20 protein-coding genes are annotated in these 17,161 nt (G+C 63.7%); 15 read left to right on the top strand and 5 right to left on the bottom strand.

Features of this window, described 5'->3' with window-relative positions; translation table 11 throughout:
* Positions 1–85: 85 nt before the first annotated feature.
* Positions 86–355 (bottom strand): ABC transporter ATP-binding protein, encoded by a 270-nt coding sequence (locus tag N0D28_RS03905; RefSeq protein WP_260561079.1) that lies wholly within the window; start codon positions 353–355, stop codon positions 86–88.
* A gap of 88 nt (positions 356–443) precedes the next feature.
* Positions 444–1,292 (bottom strand): sugar phosphate isomerase/epimerase family protein, encoded by an 849-nt coding sequence (locus N0D28_RS03900; RefSeq protein ID WP_260561078.1) that lies wholly within the window; start codon positions 1,290–1,292, stop codon positions 444–446.
* Positions 1,293–1,487: 195 nt separating this feature from the next.
* Between N0D28_RS03900 and N0D28_RS03895 the strand changes: the two genes are divergently transcribed.
* The 4 genes from N0D28_RS03895 (at position 1,488) to N0D28_RS03880 (ending at position 5,535) form a co-directional block, all read left to right on the top strand.
* Entirely contained in the window at positions 1,488–2,594 is a 1,107-nt protein-coding gene (locus tag N0D28_RS03895) for an ABC transporter substrate-binding protein (protein ID WP_260561077.1), read from the top strand.
* Between the two features lie 91 nt (positions 2,595–2,685).
* Positions 2,686–3,690 carry an ABC transporter permease gene (locus tag N0D28_RS03890; RefSeq protein ID WP_260561076.1) on the top strand — a complete coding sequence of 335 codons (1,005 nt, stop codon included), beginning with the start codon at positions 2,686–2,688 and terminating at the stop codon, positions 3,688–3,690.
* A gap of 10 nt (positions 3,691–3,700) precedes the next feature.
* Complete coding sequence (locus N0D28_RS03885; RefSeq protein ID WP_260561075.1) at positions 3,701–4,480, top strand: ABC transporter permease; 780 nt, start codon at positions 3,701–3,703, stop codon at positions 4,478–4,480.
* Positions 4,477–5,535 (top strand): ABC transporter ATP-binding protein, encoded by a 1,059-nt coding sequence (locus N0D28_RS03880; RefSeq protein WP_260561074.1) that lies wholly within the window; start codon positions 4,477–4,479, stop codon positions 5,533–5,535. Before N0D28_RS03885 ends, N0D28_RS03880 begins: the two co-directional genes overlap by 4 nt.
* On the opposite strand, the gene N0D28_RS03875 is transcribed toward N0D28_RS03880, so the two are convergent.
* The 3 genes from N0D28_RS03875 to N0D28_RS03865 are packed head-to-tail and all read right to left on the bottom strand — an operon-like array spanning position 5,536 to position 7,164.
* Complete coding sequence (locus N0D28_RS03875) at positions 5,536–5,748, bottom strand: hypothetical protein (protein WP_260561073.1); 213 nt, start codon at positions 5,746–5,748, stop codon at positions 5,536–5,538.
* Positions 5,749–5,767: 19 nt separating this feature from the next.
* On the bottom strand, positions 5,768–5,941 hold the full coding sequence (locus N0D28_RS03870; protein ID WP_260561072.1) for a hypothetical protein: 174 nt from the start codon (positions 5,939–5,941) through the stop codon (positions 5,768–5,770).
* A gap of 50 nt (positions 5,942–5,991) precedes the next feature.
* Positions 5,992–7,164, bottom strand: coding sequence for a CehA/McbA family metallohydrolase (locus N0D28_RS03865; protein WP_260561071.1), 1,173 nt, complete (start codon positions 7,162–7,164; stop codon positions 5,992–5,994).
* Between the two features lie 180 nt (positions 7,165–7,344).
* Here N0D28_RS03865 and N0D28_RS03860 point away from each other — a divergent pair, with 180 nt between their 5' ends.
* From N0D28_RS03860 to N0D28_RS03810, 11 genes are all read left to right on the top strand, one after another.
* Complete coding sequence (locus N0D28_RS03860; protein WP_260561070.1) at positions 7,345–8,511, top strand: extracellular solute-binding protein; 1,167 nt, start codon at positions 7,345–7,347, stop codon at positions 8,509–8,511.
* A 99-nt stretch (positions 8,512–8,610) separates the two neighbouring features.
* A complete protein-coding gene (locus N0D28_RS03855) occupies positions 8,611–9,528 on the top strand; it encodes an ABC transporter permease (protein ID WP_260561069.1) in 918 nt (305 codons plus the stop codon).
* The gene (locus N0D28_RS03850) at positions 9,525–10,355 is read left to right on the top strand and encodes an ABC transporter permease (RefSeq protein ID WP_260561068.1); all 831 of its coding nucleotides are present in this window, start codon (positions 9,525–9,527) and stop codon (positions 10,353–10,355) included. Before N0D28_RS03855 ends, N0D28_RS03850 begins: the two co-directional genes overlap by 4 nt.
* A 2-nt stretch (positions 10,356–10,357) precedes the next feature.
* Entirely contained in the window at positions 10,358–11,410 is a 1,053-nt protein-coding gene (locus tag N0D28_RS03845; RefSeq protein ID WP_260561067.1) for an ABC transporter ATP-binding protein, read from the top strand.
* On the top strand, positions 11,407–12,165 hold the full coding sequence (locus N0D28_RS03840) for a glycerophosphodiester phosphodiesterase (RefSeq protein ID WP_260561066.1): 759 nt from the start codon (positions 11,407–11,409) through the stop codon (positions 12,163–12,165). Before N0D28_RS03845 ends, N0D28_RS03840 begins: the two co-directional genes overlap by 4 nt.
* Before the next feature lie 140 nt (positions 12,166–12,305).
* Complete coding sequence (locus N0D28_RS03835; RefSeq protein ID WP_260561065.1) at positions 12,306–12,602, top strand: Rieske (2Fe-2S) protein; 297 nt, start codon at positions 12,306–12,308, stop codon at positions 12,600–12,602.
* 994 nt (positions 12,603–13,596) lie between these two features.
* Entirely contained in the window at positions 13,597–13,764 is a 168-nt protein-coding gene (locus N0D28_RS03830) for a hypothetical protein (RefSeq protein WP_260561064.1), read from the top strand.
* Positions 13,730–14,029, top strand: coding sequence for a hypothetical protein (locus tag N0D28_RS03825; RefSeq protein WP_260561063.1), 300 nt, complete (start codon positions 13,730–13,732; stop codon positions 14,027–14,029). The genes N0D28_RS03830 and N0D28_RS03825 overlap by 35 nt, the downstream gene beginning before the upstream one ends.
* Positions 14,030–15,364, top strand: a complete 1,335-nt coding sequence (locus tag N0D28_RS03820; RefSeq protein ID WP_260561062.1) for an extracellular solute-binding protein — start codon at positions 14,030–14,032, stop codon at positions 15,362–15,364. It begins immediately after the preceding gene.
* Positions 15,365–15,407: 43 nt separating this feature from the next.
* Positions 15,408–16,349: a carbohydrate ABC transporter permease gene (locus N0D28_RS03815; RefSeq protein WP_260561061.1), complete on the top strand. Its 942-nt coding sequence runs from the start codon at positions 15,408–15,410 to the stop codon at positions 16,347–16,349.
* Entirely contained in the window at positions 16,336–17,160 is an 825-nt protein-coding gene (locus N0D28_RS03810; protein WP_260561060.1) for a carbohydrate ABC transporter permease, read from the top strand. Before N0D28_RS03815 ends, N0D28_RS03810 begins: the two co-directional genes overlap by 14 nt.
* The last annotated feature ends 1 nt before the right edge of the window (position 17,161 follow it).

The following is a 17,161-nucleotide window of genomic DNA, read 5'->3' as shown; positions in this document are numbered from 1 at the left end:
GGAGTCTCGTGTGCCGGAGGGAGCTATTACAGAGCATCTCCGGGTGCCACATTGGGCTGGAATGGGCCGCCGTATTCGATCGGAATCACTGCCGCATACGACCGGAATACGCAGTACCGACGTGCTTCTGTTGCCGCTGGAGCTGCTTGGATTGTGGGCGGCCCGACGCTTGACCCTGGAGCAGAATCTGACCGCCGCTGTACGGAATCAGGCCGTCGATGGCCCGCAGCAGGGTGGAGTTGCCCGCGCCGCTGGGGCCGATGATGGCGGTAAGGTCCTGGCCGCCCTGCACCCTCACATCGTGCAGGGCGGGCTTGCCCCGGTGGTGCGCTTCCAGATGTTGGGTTTCAATCACGGCGGCTCCAGTACTTGAGAGGGAGCTTGAGTCGCGTCGCGGTAGGGGCCGAGTGTCAGTGGAATGTACGTGGGCAGTCCGGCAGAAGTCAGGTGGTGTGGACGCGCAGCTCGTCCGAATGGACGTCCAGACCTGTGCTTACACCGTCCACCCAGGCCATCGCCCGTTCCAGCTCGCTTGGCCTGACCTCCACGATCAGGCGCGGGTCCGTGATACCCGCCCGCAGTGCGCGCAAAATGCTGGGCCAGTGAACCGTGCCCTCGCCGGGTGCGAGGTGCGCGTCCGAGGCGGCGTCGTTGTCTTGCAGGTGGACGTGACCCAACCACTGGTCCGCCGCGTGCAGCCAGTGGGACGCCTGAGGCCCGCCGCGCGCGGCCATCAGGTGCGCGTGACCCACGTCGATACTCAGGCGCACAAATGGGCTGTCGAATGAAGTCACCAGCGCCAGCAGCGGCTCAGGGTTGGTGTCCAGGATATTTTCAATGACCAGCGTGCAGCCGAGCTGCTCAGCGCGTTCCAAGACTGGGCGCAGGGTAAGGTGGGTCAGCTCTATTTCCTGCTCCAGCGTGTCCCGGTGCGCCACCAGGGCGTGGCCGAAGAAGTAGAACGGGCTGTGAATGACCAGATGCGTGCCGCCCACCGCCTCGGCGTAGTCCAGACCCAGCAGGTAACGGGACTGCACCACCCGGCGAATCTCCGGGTCAAGGCTGGCGAGCGAGAGGTTCCAGAACGGCGCATGCACCCCGATGCGGCCCGTGTGCCCCTCCAGCAACTCGCGGGATTGCCGCGCCACCTCGCGCCAGTCGCCATCCAGTAGAGCCGGCACCTCGCAGATGTCTTGAAGTTCAACGTCTCGCGCTCCGTCTTTAAGCCACCCAGCGGCCTGTCTCAGTTCCGGCAAAGTCACGGCCAGCCCCAATCTGCTCAGATCGTTCATGGCTGGACGGTAAGGGTGCTTGGTCAGCCGCCCGTCACCCACGCTTCACCCGCCGCGCCACACCTTTCACGCTGCATCCCGACTCTTTCTGGGGGAGGCTGAGCCTGACATGAGCATCACAAAGGGCGCTCACACTCCGAGGCGGACATGAAGTTGAAATTCAGCCCAAGCCTTCAGCGAGCAAGGAGCGAAACGATGAAGAAGACACTGATGCAGCGCAAGTCCGTGCGGGTGGGTCTCCTGATGATCGCAGGTACATCCCTGGCGGCTTTGGCCCAGACCATGACGATGCCCAATCTGCCCGCCAGCGTGGTGACAGCGGGCAAAAAAGATGGCAGCCTCAACACCATCGCCCTGCCGCCAGACTGGGCCAATTACGGCGAGATCATCAGCACCTTCGAGAAGATGTACGGCCTGAATCTCACCAACGCTTCTCCCAACATCTCCAGCGCCGAGGAATTGCAGGCCATCCGCTCGCTGAAGGGCCAGAAACGTGCCCCGGACGTGGTGGATGTCGGTCCAGCCTTCGCCATCAGCGGCACGGGCGAGAAGCTGTTCACCCCCTATAAGCCGTCGACCTGGGCCAGTATCCCTGCCGACGCCAAGGACAAAGACGGCCACTGGGTGGGCAATTACTTCGGCGTGATCTCGTTCGGCGTCAACAAGAACATCATCAAGAACGTGCCCAAGACCTGGGCCGACCTCGCCAAGCCGGAATACAAGGGTCAGGTGGCGCTCAACGGCAATCCGCTCTCGGCGCAGGCCGCCTTCTCGGCGGTCTGGTCGGCGGCGCTGGCCAACGGCGGCTCACTGGATAACATTCAGCCGGGCATCGACTTTTTTGCCAAACTCAAGAAAATGGGCAACTACATCCCGGTGGGGGCCACGCCCGCCACCGTTCAGACCGGACAAACGCCCATCGTGGCCGACTGGGATTACCTGAATCTGGGCTACAGCAAGCAGTTCGCCGGGAAGGTCGACTGGAGCGTGGTCGTGCCGAACGACGGCGTGTACGGCAGCCACTACGCCACCGCCATCAGCGCCACTGGCCCCAACCAGGGAGCCGCCAAACTGTGGGAGGAGTTCATCACGTCCGACGCCGGGCAGATGCTGTTTCTCAAAGGCTACGCCCACCCGATCCGCTTCAACGACATGGTCAAGCGCGGCGTGATTCCCAAGGACGTGTTGGCCAGCTTGCCCGACGCGGCGATCTACCAGAAAGTCAGGTTCGCCACGCCTGCCCAGGTGACCAAGGCGCAGGACGTGCTCAAAGCCCAGTGGGCCGCCAAGGTCGGGCAGTAACCCTTCACCTTTCCCGGCTCCTTTCCCCGTCCGCCGTGTGGCTGGCGGGGACTTTTGGATCAAGGCCCCTCGTTCATCTTCAGGAGGACAAGTGGAACGCTCCCCAGACCCGCGAACCAAGATGCTCAGCGCTGAACTGGACGGCGCACTCAGCGCCCAGCCCGCCGCCACCGCAGTCATTGATACAGTGGCGGCACTGGGCGGCGCGGCCCAGTCCCCACGTCCGGTTCGCCCCTGGAATCACTGGCTGAGCACCGCGCTGTTTGTCGGCCCACTGCTGATCGTATTGCTGGCCTTTCTGATCGTTCCGGCCCTGGCGGTGCTGGTGGGGGCCTTCCGCTCGGACGGGGTGGACGGATCGGCGGGCGGCTGGACGCTTGGGCATCTGCGGGCGCTGGGCCAGCCGCAGTATCTGACGGGCCTGAAAAACAGCGTGCTGCTCAGCGGCGCGTCAGCCCTGCTGGGAACATTGATCGGTGGGCTGACCGCCTACGCCGTGCTGGGCGAGGGCGGCCCACGCTGGCTGCGTGCCCCACTGATCGCCTTTTCGGGCGTGGCGGCGAATTTCGCGGGCGTGCCGCTGGCACTGGCCTTCGTCGCCACACTGGGCACCACCGGCATCCTGACGCGCTTACTGGCGGCGGTGGGCCTGGACCTCAACCGCTCCGGCTTCAGCTTATTTACCTTCAGCGGGTTGATCTTGGTGTACCTGTACTTCCAGATTCCGCTGATGGTGATTCTGATTGCGCCCGCACTGGACGGGTTGCGGCGCGAGTGGCGCGAGGCGGCCGAGAATCTGGGGGCGTCGGCGGGGCAGTTCTGGCGCTTTGTCGGCCTGCCGATTCTGGCCCCGGCGCTCCTCGCCAGCGCGGTGCTGCTGTTCGGCAACGCCTTTTCGGCTTACGCCACTGCCTACGCGCTGACCTCCGGAGCGCTGCCGCTGCTGCCGCTTCAGATCGGCGCGGTGCTGTCGGGCAATGTCATCTCCGACCCGCACCTGGGGCAGGCCCTGGCCCTGCTGGTGATCGCAGTGATGGCCCTGACCATGGGCCTGTATACCCTGCTGGAACGACTCGGTTCCCGGTGGCGCAAATGAAGGAAAAACAGTGAGGCAAAATATTCTGGCCCAGACCGGTCGCGGTGTGTGGATCGGCGTTGTGGGCGTGTACTTCATGCTGCCGCTGCTGGCACTGGCGATCTACAGCTTGTGGGCGGGCGGCAGCCGCTACGACTTCTCGGCTTACGCCAGAATCTTCAGTGACCCACAGTTTCACCAGACCTTCGGGCTGTCGTTCGGGCTGGCGGTGGAAACCATCCTGATCAGCTTTGCGCTGGTGATTCCGGCGGCCTTCTGGGTCAATCTGCGTGCGCCAGGCCTGCGAAACCTGCTGGGCAGCCTCTCGATCCTGTCGTTTGTGGTGCCGCCCATCGTTCTGGTCGGTGGCCTGACCAGCCTCTACAAGGGGCCGGAGTGGTTCGTCGGTACACCGCAGTTTCTGGTGGCCGGGTACGTGGTGCTGAGTCTGCCCTACACCTACCGCACCTTAGATACTGGCCTGCGGGCGCTGGATTTGCAGACACTCAGCGAGGCGGCGCAGAGCCTGGGGGCAGGCTGGGGCACCCTGCTGCGGCGCATTATCCTGCCCAACATCCGCAGCGCCGTGCTGGGCGGCTCGCTGCTGACCCTTGCCATCGTGCTGGGCGAATTCACCCTCGCGAACGTACTGCTGTTTAACACCTTCGCGGTCTACATCAATTACATCGGTCAGACGCAGGGCACGCCCGCCGCCGCGCTGTCGCTGATCAGTCTGGCCGTCACCTGGGCCGCCATGCTGGTCATGCTGCGGGTTGGGCGGGGCCGGGCCGAACTGGGAGGCACAAGATGAGCCACTTGACGGTTGAGAATGTCTCCAAAACCTACGCTTCCAATACCGCCCTCTATCCGATCAACCTGGCGCTGGAGCAGGGCGAGCTCATCACGCTGCTGGGGCCGTCGGGCTGCGGCAAGACCACCCTGCTCAGAATCGTGGCGGGCTTCACGGCACCGAGCGGTGGTCAGGTGCGGCTGGGCGGGCGCGACCTGACCCAGCTGCCCGCCGCCAGACGGCAGATGGGCATGGTCTTTCAGGCTTACAGCCTCTTCCCCAACCTCAGCGCCGAGGACAACGTGCGCTTTGGGCTGAAGGTACGCGGCGTGGACAAAGCGGCCAGTCAGCAAAAGCTCAACCGGCTCTTCGAGATGATCGGCCTGAGCGACATGCGGCAGCGCTTTCCGCATCAGCTCTCGGGTGGCCAGCAGCAGCGCGTGGCGCTCGCCCGTGCGCTGGCGATTGAGCCGCAGGTCTTGCTGCTCGACGAGCCGCTCTCGGCCCTGGATGCCCAGGTGCGCCTGAATTTGCGCGACGAGATTCGCCGGGTGCAGCGCGAAACCGGCACCACCACGCTGTTTGTCACACACGATCAGGAGGAGGCATTGGCCATCTCTGACCGGGTGGCAGTGATGCAGCAGGGCCGGGTCGCCCAGCTCGGGACGCCGGAAGACATCTACTGCCGCCCTGCCACGCCCTTTGTCGCCGAATTCGTGGGCACTGCCAACTGTCTGGACGCGGTAGTGACTGACCCATTACGCGGCCTGATCACAGTGGAGGGCTGGGCCGCGCCGATCCTGGTGGACGCGGCGCGGCCCTACCCGCTGGGCCAGCGGCTCAAGCTGTATCTGCGCCCCGAGGAACTCAGGCTGGGCGCGGAGGATGCGCCAGGGTCACTGTCCGGCGAGGTGAGCGACAGGCGCTTCCTGGGTTCGCTGACCCGGCTGAGTGTGCGGGTTGGTCCTCATATCCTGGTGACCGACCTTCAGGGCAGTGCGGCGGGCGGGTTTCCGCTGGGAACGCGGGTGGGAGTCAGCTTCTCGCCGCTGGCGGCCCAGATTCTGGCGGTCTGATTACGGATTCAGGCTGAAGACGCTGGCATTTGTAATCTCAAGGCCCACCTGTTCGCCAGGTGCATACCCGCTGGAACGCTGCGCGATCACCACCGAGCCGCCTGGCAGGCGAAAGCGGCCCAGCGGCGCGCCGCGTACCGAGGCGTCGCGTTCGAAGGTGGCCTGAAGCACCGTGCTCTGGGCCGCCACTGCCCTCGCGTGTTCCCAGCGCATTGTTACCACCGCCTCACCGTCAGGCAACGCCGCCGGAGCGCGCCAGCTGCTTGAAAGCGTCCACCTGCGCCTGCACGTCGGCCTGTACCTCGGAGGTGTAGAGGGTCAGGGTACCACTGAGGTTGGATGGAGCGGTCTGGGCGCTGGCCAGGCTCAGGCCAGACAATGCAGCCGTCAGGAGAAGGTGTTTCATCTCTACGGCTTGGCGGGTGAATGTCAGATGGAGGTCTGCGGACTCTCAGTTTAGATGAGATTGGCCCACACTGGATTGGTCAGGGCGTAGAGTTCACCGCCTGGAAGCCGGATCTCGAGATTGAACCAGCGCTCCACGTGCAGTTCAAGCGTCTGGGTACCGTCTTCGCTCACGGGCTGCACCACCTGCGTGCCGTCCGTATTGATTCGCAGTTCGCACCCGCCTGGCAGCGAATGCCAGTGGAGTTGGACTGTCCAGGGTCCGGCAGCTTGAACGCTTCCCAGCGTCGCTGCGCCGCTGGGCGTCTGAACATCCAGTTCCAGGCACGTGGCGCGGGCCAGGTAAGTGTTGCCCGCCTGAAGTTGCGAGAGTAAGGTGGCTGAATCCGTTGTCGTCGGAGTGCAGGTAAACCCGTCGCCCACCGCGTAGTCCGGCCCGTGAACATCCGTTCCCGCTGCGGCGATCACCCGCCGCCCCTGTGCCAGCAGATCGTACCAGTGGGCCAGCGCCTGAAGGTTGTGCGGCTGGTTCCACGCGCCATTCCAGACTTCCAAATGGGTGGCCTGACTGGGCCTCAGATCAAAGTACGTCCAGGCGCAACCGGTGCAGATGGGATCACCCTCCGAAAAGGGGTGGGCGATGGTAAAGAGGCCCCCTGAATTTACGACGCGCTCAGCCAGTTCCCGCGTGCCGTGCAGGGCATCCAACTCAGTCCAGTCCTGGTATTCAGTCAGACCCAGCACCGTCGCGTGGCCGTAAAAGGTCGTCAATTCCAGGCCAGGCAATTGCAGGAACGTCGGCGCGAGGCGCGTGAGCTCGGCGCTTCCGCTGATGGTGTTGTGGTCGGTCAGGGCCAAAAAGCTCAGCCCGCGCCGGGTGGCCGCCTCGGCCAGTTCGCGCACCGTCCAGCGGGCGTCGGAGTGATCGGTGTGGCAGTGCAGGTCGCCCAGCATCCAGGGGCCAGGGGCAGGTTGACTCTCCAGTGGCTTCTGCGTAGGCAGCGCGGGCGGCAATCCGTCCAGCGATTCCACCACGACCTCGCCCCAGGTCACGCCCGCGACCATATGGGTGTGAACGACCACTTCCCACTCCCCCGGCGTCACCGGCCCCGGCAAAAAGCCCGGCGTGGCCCACTCGGTGCCGAGAAGTGCTTCATGACGGGTGCCATGACGGTGACCCGCCCCCCTGAATCCCTGCGGCGAAAGGAGGCTGAAATTGATCATGCTGTGAATTTCCCCGGCTCCCGACGGACCAAAAGTCAGCGTGACACGCAGGGCCTGAACACCTGCTGGAACCATAAACGGCAGGCGGAGGTGGCGTTTGAAATCATGAAGATGCAGTCGCAAGGGAGAGCGGAGCAGTTCAGGCATCACTGACTGTGCGCTCCCATTTGTCAGGAAGTTGTGATTGACGATGTGCTGACGCGGCGGGCCTACGGTCAGGCCATGCGGAACATACTCACTGCTGGCGCGGCCCTGCTCACCGTCACCCTGCTGGGCGCGTCGCTGGCCCAGGACAAGACCGTCACCCTCAACATCTATTCGGGCGGCGACGTGAACGTCAAGGATTTGTGGGAGCAGAGCCTGATCCCGATGTACCAGAAAACCCACCCCAATGTGCGCCTGAATCTGGTGTTCTCGCCGCACGGGGCGGGCGATCAGGCCACACTCGACCGGCTGGCCGCCGCCAAGAAGGTCGGCAAAATCTCCGGCGTGGACATCCTGGAAGGGCCAGTGGACACTGCCGGAGATGCTGGGCTGATGGAACCGCTGGACGCCAAGAAAGTGCCGATGCTGGCCCGCGTGGATCAGAACGTGGTCAAGCGCTCGCACGGCTTCGGCGTGCCTTACCGGGGGTCAAGCGTGGTGCTGGCCTACGACAGCAGCAAGGTCAAGAATCCGCCGCGCACGCTGGAGGCGCTGCTGGCCTGGGTCAACGCCCACCCCGGCGAGTTCACTTACAACACCCCCGACACCGGCGGCAGCGGCAACGCCTTCGTGACCCGGATGCTGCGCGGCGGCATCACTCCCGCCGACTCGGCCTTTTTTGAAACCGATTACGACGCCAGCAAGGAAAAACAGTGGGACAAGGGCCTGACGGTCCTCAAGGCGCTGGCACCCAAGCTCTACGGCGGCGGACAATATTCCAAGAACAACGTAGAAACCCTGCAACTGCTCGGCAAGGGGGCCATCACGATGGGGCCAGTCTGGTCGGACATGGGCCTGAGCTACCTCAAGCAGGGCCTGCTGCCTGACAACATCAAGCTGACCCAGATTGATCCGCCGCTCTACGGTGGGGCCGCTTACGTGGGCGTCGCCAAAGACAGCGTCAACAAGCAGGCCTCTTACGACCTGCTCAACTGGATGCTCTCGCCGGACGTGCAGGCCGTGGTGGTGGACAAGATGAACGGCTACCCCGGTGTCAAGATTCAGTACATGTCCAAGGCGGTGCAGGCCAAGTACGGCGACATTGCCAAGGATTTCAGCTTCGGGTTTTCCAGCAAGTACGGCAGCGACATGAACCGCCTGTGGTACGAGAAAGTCGCGGGCACGCCCCAGCCGCAGAACTGAGTCAGTGAGCTGGCGAGTGCCCCTGAAGGCTGGGGGCACTGTGCCTTTTAAGACAGTGCCTTTTGAGAACGGTGCACGTTCAGAATGGAGGAGTTCCGCTTGAGTCAGGCTCTACCCGCCCACGCCCGCCGCTTTCGCTGGCCCACCCAGGCACTCTGGGGGCTGGCGTTTATGACGCCGCCCACTGCCGTGCTGATCTTCCTGGTGCTGCTGCCCGCCTATGAGGCGCTGAAGTTCTCGCTCGGCATCGTGCCCGCCGACAACGTGTCGTATGCCAGCGGCCTGAATTTGATCTCCACCCAGTCGCCGACCCTGAAAGTCTTTGAGAACCTGTTTGCCAGCCCTGCCTTCGCACAGAACATGCGGCTGACACTGTTCGTCACCTTCTTCTCGGTGCTGCTACTCACCGCGCTGGCCTACGCGCTGGCGCTGTATGGCCGCTTCGGGCGCGGCGTGCGGCTGCGCGGGGTGGTGCGAACCCTGTATCTGCTGCCGATGTTCGTGCCCGGCATTATTGCGGTCTACGCCCTGATCACCTTCTACGGCGACAACGGCCTGCTGGAAGCCGTACTGAACGTCGTCCACATTCCCTACCACTCCCCGATTCGCCACGAATGGGGCATCGTGCTGGGACAAGTCTGGACGGGGATTCCGTTTGCTGTGCTGCTGCTCTCCAGCGGCCTGGACGGAATCAGCGAGGAGCAGGTGGAGGCCGCCCGCGACGCTGGAGCAAGTTTCTGGACGCTCCTAACGCGCATCATCTTGCCGCTGAACGTGGTGCCGCTCTTGATTGTGCTGACCTTTACCTTCATCGGCGTGTTTGGCAGCTTCACGGTGCCGTATCTCCTCGGCTCCGCTGCGCCGCAGATGCTGGGTGTCAGTATGCAGATGAATTTCGGGGCCTTTCGCCAACCGCAGGTCGCCGTGGCGCTGGCGGTCTTCAGCTTCGCGGTGTGCGCGCTGGTCGGCTACATCTACGTGGCGGCCACCACCCGCCAGAACCGGGGGCGGATATGAGCCTGACGTGGTTCTGGCGCTCCGGCCCGCTGCGGCACGCCCTGACTCTGATTGGCGTTTTCGCCTTTGGAGCCTTTTTGCTGTTGCCTTTGTGGACGCTACTTTTGTGGGCGGTGGCGACGCGCTGGAACTTTCCGGGCCTGGTGCCGCAGGAGTTTGGCCTCAAGTGGTGGAGCTGGGTCTTTCAGAACTCGGACGTGGGCAAGTCGGCCTTCTGGAGTCTGACCACTGCGCCCACTGTGACGCTGCTCTCCGCTGCCGTCTGCCTGCCCGCCGCCTACGCCTTCTCGCGCTTCGAGTTTCCACTCAAGCGGCTGTTTTACGTGGCGCTGCTGGCTTCCAACGCCTTTCCAAGAATCGGGCTTTACATCGCCATCGCCGCCTTCTTCTTTCAGTTCGGATTGATCGGCACCTTCTGGGGCGTGGTGCTGGTACAACTGATCGGTACGTTGGTCACCATGACCTGGATTCCGGCGGCGGCCTTCGGCGCAGTGCCGCGTGAACTGGAGGAAGCGGCCCGCGATGCTGGGGCCAGCCCGCTGCGGGTCTTTTTCAGCGTCACCTTGCCCATCGCCATGCCGGGCATCATCGTGGCGCTGATTCTGACGTTCCTCGGCTCGCTGGACGAATCGCAGGCGACGCTGGTGGTTGGTGCGCCGGGCGTCACCACCCTACCGGTGCTGATGTACACGCTGGTCGACAGCTACCCGGAGCCCGTCGGAGCGGTGTTCAGCGTGCTGCTCACCATCCCGTCGGTGCTGCTCTTGATCGTGGCGCGGCGCTACCTGCTGGCCGGGTATCTGGCAGCGGGCTTCAAGGGAGGATAAGAATGGCCGAGATCGACTTTAGCAATATCTCCAAACTCTACGCAGGCAAACCCGCCGTGAACACCCTGAACCTGCAGGTGGCGTCCGGCGAACTCGTCTGCTTGCTGGGGCCGTCGGGCTGCGGTAAGACCACCTCGCTGCGGATGCTGGCGGGCTTTTTGACCCCGGACGCGGGCGACATCACTTTGGACGGACGCAGCCTGCTGCCGCTCGGCCCGGAAGCGCGGCCCACCGCAATGGTGTTTCAGCGCTACACCTTATGGCCGCACATGAACGTCTTTCACAACGTCGCCTTCGGCCTCAAGTTGCGCCGGGTGTCCAAGGCGGACGTGGCGCGGCGGGTGGGCCAGGCGCTGGAACTCGTCGGCTTGCCGGGGATGGAGGGGCGCAGTCCCAGTCAACTGTCGGGTGGCCAGCAGCAGCGGGTGGCGCTGGCCCGCGCCCTGGTACTGGAACCCCAGGTGCTGCTCTTGGATGAGCCGCTCAGTAGTTTGGATGCCAAGTTGCGCGTCTCGCTGAGAGGTGAGATTAAAGCCATCGTGCGCGAGTTGGGCATCACCACCGTCTTCGTCACCCACGATCAGGAGGAGGCAATGGCCGTCGCTGACCGTATCGCCGTGATGTTCGGCGGCGAGTTGCACCAGGCGGATGCACCCGGCACGCTCTACGCCCGGCCCGCCACCAGGGAGGTCGCAGACTTTATCGGTACCATGAACTTCCTCCCTGCGTCGGCGACGGGCACCCACCTCCACGCAGGGCCACTGGCGTTTGAGCTGGCAGGCGAACCCATCAGCGGCCCGCTGGAAGTCGCCATTCGCCCGGAGGATATTTACTTTGCACCAAGCGGCATTCCTGCCGAGGTCATCAGCGAATCCGATCTGGGCCACTACCGAGAGATGCAGTTGAGGGTGGCTGGGCTGGACGCGCCGCTGCTGACCTTCGTACCACGCGGCGAGGGGAGCGCGGCGGCGGTACAGGTGCGCCGGGCGGTCGTCTACGCGGGCGGCCAACTCGTTGGCGAAGCCGTCCCGGTGCCCAGACTGGTGTCAAGGTGAGCGCCACCTCACCGTATCTGCTGAAACGCCGAGCCGCTGGCCCACTGCGAACCGCCCACCGGGGAGCGCCGCGCCTCGCGCCCGACAACACGCTGGAGAGCATCGTCGCCGCCGCCCGCTTCGATGTGGATTTTGTCGAAGTGGACGTTCATCTCACCCGTGATGGGCAAGTACTGCTGTGGCACGACGAGCAGTTCATCATGCCGGAAGGGGCCTATGAAATTGCCCGGCACAGCCTGGCCGAACTCCGCGCCTTAAAAGTGCCGGACGGAACGCTGGCCACCTTACCCGAGGCCATTGAAGCCGTTCAGGGACGCGCTGGTCTGATGATTGATCTCAAAGCGCCGGAACTGCATGACGAGATTGAACAGGCACTGCGTTCGGCAGCGTTTACTGATGTCTTGGTCTGCGGCGGCTACGATGGAACGCTGCGGCGGCTTAAAGCGGCCTTACCCGACATCGCAGTGTCACGCACGCCAGACGCGGCCTACCATCAGGAGTTGTCTCATCGTTTAAAGGCTGAGGCTTATCTGGACGCCGTCACGGTGTACTGGCGCACGGTGGGGCCGGAACTTATAGCAGCGGCGCAGCAAGCAGGCGTGCTGGTGCTGGCCTGGACGGTGGATCATCCGCATCTCGCCCAGCAGGTCCTAGAAGCTGGAGCCGACGGCATCACCAGTAACGATGTGGCATTGCTGGTGACACTCTCCAAAAAATTGGCCAGCAGACCGTTTCTCAGTGACTCATCCCGGTAATACGCTTAGTTCTGCAGGCTCAGAAAACCGTCACCATACCCGCACCCGATGTAGAAATCGGCCCACTGAGTGCCCTGAACGCGCCTGGCCAGTACCTGACCTTCACTTATCCCAACCAGGGCGAGCCGTACAAATCGGTGGTGGCCCGCGTCAGCAAAGTGGTGGACGGGCACACCCTGACCTTGAAACAATCGGATGAAGAAATCTATCTGCGGGCCTACAGCCTGCGCTGCCCACATTCCGGCTGCACGGTGGACGAACCGGGGGCCAGGTTGATGCAACCTGGCACCATCCTGATCTGTCCCTGTCACGGCAGCGAGTATGACGGGGTAAACGGCGCTCTAGAATTTGGCCCCGCTACCATCGGCCTGACCGCTCTGCGCGTGGAAGTTCGCGGGGATAGCCTCTATTGCGTGGGCATCGCGCCTGCCCTGTAAGTTCAGGAAAGTAGCTTACGGTCAGGTTGTGTTGCCTTGATCATTTAATGCAGACTAGAGAACATCTGGAGTTGCCTCAATTTTGTGATTCTTCCAATGGTGCCATTGCTATGCAAAAGGTTCAATGTGCTTCTTAGGAGTTTGTGTTGCCTGCCGGACAGTTAAGGGGTCAAGGCGGGGTGTGAACGCTGTCAAGATGAAGGATGGACCTCGGCACCGCACTGTTGACCACGGCCCGCGACCAGCCATTCGACTACCTTTGCCCCGAGCCTCACTGGTCGCTTGTCGCATGATCTGGAGCAACTTGCCGATGACATCGCCTTGCTCGTGCTCCCTGAACGACAACCGCGCTCTTACCCAGAGCCGTCAAAATCAAGATGACCCTCTTCCCAAGAAAAGGACGTGCCAGCGCGCCTTCGCCTTCTTAACTTACCGGCATTGCGGTTAGGGCAACACAACCTCTTCGAACGTGTTCTCATTTGCCAACCTCTCTGCGACTTTGCGGTAGCCATTTCAGGCGACGCCCGCGTCAAGGGCACTACCCGCCAGCGGGTGATCGAGCATTGCCAGCAAACAGGTTACACCCCCAGCTTCAGCGGGCGCAGTCTCTCGACCGGGCGCAGCTTCACCCTTCACGTCGTGTCCCTGAGTGACGATGGCCATGTAGGCCGGTTTCTGAGCGATTTTCTCCTCAGCGCTTCCCGGGCCGCCAAGACGCGGTAGTACCGCGTGACGCTATCGGTCGTGCGAGGCGGCGAGTGGGACCGCCTCAGGCCGCATCTGCGCAGAGGCAGCGTCACAGCGCAGCACGTGGACCGCGACAATTTGGCGGTCGGGCACGATATCGGTGCCCACCTGCGCGCCGCTGGCTACCGATCTCCGGTACTACTCGGCCCGGCGAATTGCACCTTCTACCCGCGACCGCTCGCTGGGACTCCAGCGCCTCTACCCGGAATTGCGTTTCTTCGATACCCGGGGCTCGCCGCAGGATGTGATGCAGCTTGGCAACCAAGCCCTGCGCGAAGGCCGCGACGCCCTGATCGTCACGGATGACGCCATGCTGACCGGCCTGCTTAAAGCTCTTAAAGGGGCTGGTAAGCGCGTTCCCGACATCGGGGGTGGTGGGCATGGGCAACGACCTCTCGGCTTCTCTCGACCCTGAGGTGACCAGCATCGATTTCGACGCGGTTCGCCTCGGCGAGGCGGCCACCCTCCACCTGCTGGGCGGACTGGACGGTATGAAACTGGGCGGCGCAAATCCGAGTGGTGTGAAGGCAAGTTCTGCCCCTCCCCACACCGTCCTGAATATCGCCCACCGTCTGGTGCCCCGAGAAAGCACCCAGCGCCGCTCCTATTTTCTCCGCGCCCTCTCCCCGGCTCCCCGCCCGGCGAAGCTCCACTCGCCACCCACCCCCTGGAGGCTTTAGATGAAGCACGCTAAACTCGCTGCCCTTACGCTGATGCTGTGCGGCTCCACGCTGGCCGAGAGCGTGAATCTGACGGTCTCGGGCCTTAACACCATCGCCCAGAAGTGGTATGAGCAGAGTGTCATTCCTGCCGTCAACAAGGCCCTGGCACCGCAGGGCAAGACCATCGCGGTCACCTACCAGAACACCGCCAGCAGCGCCGAGGCCACCAAGCAGCAGTACGCCCTCGACCTCAAGGCCGGGCGTGGGGCCGACATCATGAGCTTCGACGGCTTCTGGCTGCCGGAATTCGTGGCCTCGGGGCTCATCAAGCCGCTCGACGTGGTGGTGGGCAAGAACGCCACACAGTGGGACGGCTGGAAGCAGATTCCCATCGGCCTGCAGAGCATCCTGGGTTACCAGGGCAAACTCTACGGCATCGGACAGGGCTCGGACGTGCGGGGCGTTTATTACCGCAAGGACCTGTTCAAGAAGGCGGGCTTGCCAGTGCCGTGGAACCCAAAAAGCTGGAACGACATTCTGGACGCCGCCGCCAAGCTCAAAAAGGCCCTGCCGGACGTGACCCCCCTGCAGATCAACGCCGGCACACCGATGGGCGAGGCCACCACCATGCAGGGCTACGACATGCTGCTGCTCGGCACCGGCATCCAGATGTACGACGCGGCCAAGCAGAAGTGGATCGTGAAAGCCCCCGGCATTCTCGATACCCTCAACTTCTACAAAACGGTCTACCTCGACGACAAGCTCGGCGAGTCGCGCTGGCAACTTATTCCGACCGGGCGTGACCTGAGCTTCAAGGCCTTCATGGACGGCAAACTGGCAATGATACTCGAGGGCGATTACCTGTGGCGCTCGGTGCTCAACCCCCTCGATCCCAGCGGCATGAAAAACCGCGACCAGGCGGTGGCCTTTACCCGCATGCCCGCCGAGAAGCCCGGCAGCGGGATCCGGGGGCAAAGCCACGTCACCATCTCTGGCGGCACCGGCTACCTGATCAACCCCAACAGCAAGCACCCGCAGGAAGCTTGGGCGCTGCTTTCCACCATGAGCAGCAAGGACATGCTCGACGCCTACCAGAAGCTCGAGCCGCGCATCCGCGTGCGCAAGGACGTCGGCATTCCCAGCGACAAGGTGATGCAGAATATGGCCAGCACCTTGCTGCCGATCACCGTCACCCGCCCGATGCTGCCGGAATACAACAAAGTCAGCGAGCAGGCCCAGCTGATGACCGAGCGGGTGGTCAGCGGGCAGATGACGCCCCAACAGGCGATGGACGCCTACGCTGCCGCCGTCAAGCAGATCGTCGGGGCCGATAAGACGGTCGAACTGAAGTGACTCGGGCTGAAGTGAAGCGGCCCGGCGGTGAGGGGACGGGCGCGTGAGCGTGCCACGCGCCTCGGCACCGGGGCGGGTGATCACCCGGCCTCCAGCGCTGCTCAGCGCCCGCGCAGGTGCCGGATTCCTGGCTCCCGCCTTCGCTTTCATAACGCTCTTTTTGCTGCTGCCATTCGCCTGGATCGTGGGGGTGAGCTTCACCAACCAGACCCTGCTGGGTGCCAACGCGGATACCGGCTTCGTGGGCCTGAGCAACTACGCCCGCATGTTCGACACAGCCAGCTGGCTGCCCGGCGGCTTCGGCTACTCGCTGATTGTCACGGCGATCTTCGCGCTGGCCTCGCTGTCCGGTCAGGTCGCGCTGGGACTGAGCCTGGCGCTTCTCTTTCATGGGCGGCGCGGCTGGTGGCGCGAGGTGGTGTTCACCTTGGTGACGCTGTGCTGGATCCTACCGGAAGTGCCGGTGGCCTTTGGCTGGCTGTCGTTTCTCGACCGCGACTTCGGCCTGCTGAACGTCATTTTGCGGGCACTGCATCTCGGCTCGCCGGATTGGACGCTCGACCATCCGCTGGCGGCGATCATCCTCTTCAACATCTGGCGCGGCACCGCCTTCTCGATGCTGCTGTTCTCGGCGGCGCTCGCCAGCATCCCGCCGTCGTACCTGGAGGTCGCGGCGGTGAGCGGGGCACGTCCCTGGCGGCGCTTCTGGGACATCATTGTGCCGAGCATCCGGCCTCAAGTCCTGTCAGCGGTGGTGTTGATCTCGCTGTGGACCTTCAACACCTTCGGGCCCTACCTGATCACAGCGGGCGGGCCGCTCAACAAGACCGACATCGTTGCCATCCACACCTACCGGGTGGCCTTCCGCTTCGGCGACTGGGGACTGGGCACCGCCATCGCCATGTTCACCATGCTGCTCAACTTGCTGCTGACCGCCGTGTACCTGCTGGCCTCGCGCAAAAGGGAGCCGAATGCGGGGGCGTGAAGTCGCGGCGCGGCTGGGCTTCGGCGTCGTCACGTCGCTGCTGGCGACTTTCTTCGCGCTGCCGTGCCTGTGGTTGATCCTGGCTCCGTTTAACGAGCGCGCCTCGCTGGCCACCGTGCTGCCCAGCCCGCCGAGCCTGGCCAACTTCCGGGCGGTGCTGGGCAACCACGACGCGGTGACGGGCCTGCTCAACAGCGGTATTCAGGCGCTGGGCAGCATGCTGCTCACGACGGCGGTGGCGGCGCTGGCCGCCTATGCCCTCTCGCGGGCGCGGGTGCCGGGGGCGCGGGCCTTCACGGCCATCTTGCTGATGTTCTCGTCGGTGGTCAGCGGCACGGTCGCAATGGTGCCGATTTACAACATCATTCTCAAGCTCGGCTTGATCGACACGCAGCTCGGCGTGATCCTGGTGATGACCGGCGGCCTGCTGCCCACCGCCATTTTCCTGCTGCTCGACTTCGTCAATAGCCTGCCCAAGAGTTACGAGGAAAGCGCCACCGTCTGCGGCGCGCGGCCCTGGCAGTACTTACCGCAGGTCATTTTCCCGCTGATTCGACCCGGCCTGATGGTGGTCGGCGTGTGGGCCTTCGTGGGGGTGTGGGGCAGCTTTCTGACGCCGTACATCCTGCTGCGCTCCAACGCCAACCTGCCGGCCAGCGTGCAGGCGTACCAGTTCTACAACGACAACGGTCAGCCGGTGCTGACTTTGGTCTCGGCCTACTCGTTTCTGTATGTGCTTCCAGTGCTGCTGTTGTACTTGTGGGTCAACTGGCGCTACGGATTCCGCTTTTTCGGAGGCATCAAAGGATGAC

It is taken from the genome of Deinococcus rubellus (genome assembly GCF_025244745.1).
GTDB classification, from domain to species: Bacteria; Deinococcota; Deinococci; order Deinococcales; family Deinococcaceae; genus Deinococcus; species Deinococcus rubellus.
This window is presented reverse-complemented; position numbering and strand designations above follow the sequence as displayed.

What these genes read in the sequence shown, in the direction of transcription:
- N0D28_RS03900 (WP_260561078.1), bottom strand. Translation starts at nt 1,292, where the DNA reads ATGAACGATCTGAGCAGATTGGGGCTGGCCGTGACTTTGCCGGAACTG.
- N0D28_RS03895 (WP_260561077.1), top strand. Translation starts at nt 1,488, where the DNA reads ATGAAGAAGACACTGATGCAGCGCAAGTCCGTGCGGGTGGGTCTCCTG.
- N0D28_RS03880 (WP_260561074.1), top strand. Translation starts at nt 4,477, where the DNA reads ATGAGCCACTTGACGGTTGAGAATGTCTCCAAAACCTACGCTTCCAAT.
- N0D28_RS03875 (WP_260561073.1), bottom strand. Translation starts at nt 5,748, where the DNA reads ATGCGCTGGGAACACGCGAGGGCAGTGGCGGCCCAGAGCACGGTGCTT.
- N0D28_RS03870 (WP_260561072.1), bottom strand. Translation starts at nt 5,941, where the DNA reads ATGAAACACCTTCTCCTGACGGCTGCATTGTCTGGCCTGAGCCTGGCC.
- N0D28_RS03865 (WP_260561071.1), bottom strand. Translation starts at nt 7,164, where the DNA reads ATGATCAATTTCAGCCTCCTTTCGCCGCAGGGATTCAGGGGGGCGGGT.
- N0D28_RS03850 (WP_260561068.1), top strand. Translation starts at nt 9,525, where the DNA reads ATGAGCCTGACGTGGTTCTGGCGCTCCGGCCCGCTGCGGCACGCCCTG.
- N0D28_RS03845 (WP_260561067.1), top strand. Translation starts at nt 10,358, where the DNA reads ATGGCCGAGATCGACTTTAGCAATATCTCCAAACTCTACGCAGGCAAA.
- N0D28_RS03830 (WP_260561064.1), top strand. Translation starts at nt 13,597, where the DNA reads ATGCAGCTTGGCAACCAAGCCCTGCGCGAAGGCCGCGACGCCCTGATC.
- N0D28_RS03825 (WP_260561063.1), top strand. Translation starts at nt 13,730, where the DNA reads ATGGGCAACGACCTCTCGGCTTCTCTCGACCCTGAGGTGACCAGCATC.
- N0D28_RS03820 (WP_260561062.1), top strand. Translation starts at nt 14,030, where the DNA reads ATGAAGCACGCTAAACTCGCTGCCCTTACGCTGATGCTGTGCGGCTCC.
- N0D28_RS03810 (WP_260561060.1), top strand. Translation starts at nt 16,336, where the DNA reads ATGCGGGGGCGTGAAGTCGCGGCGCGGCTGGGCTTCGGCGTCGTCACG.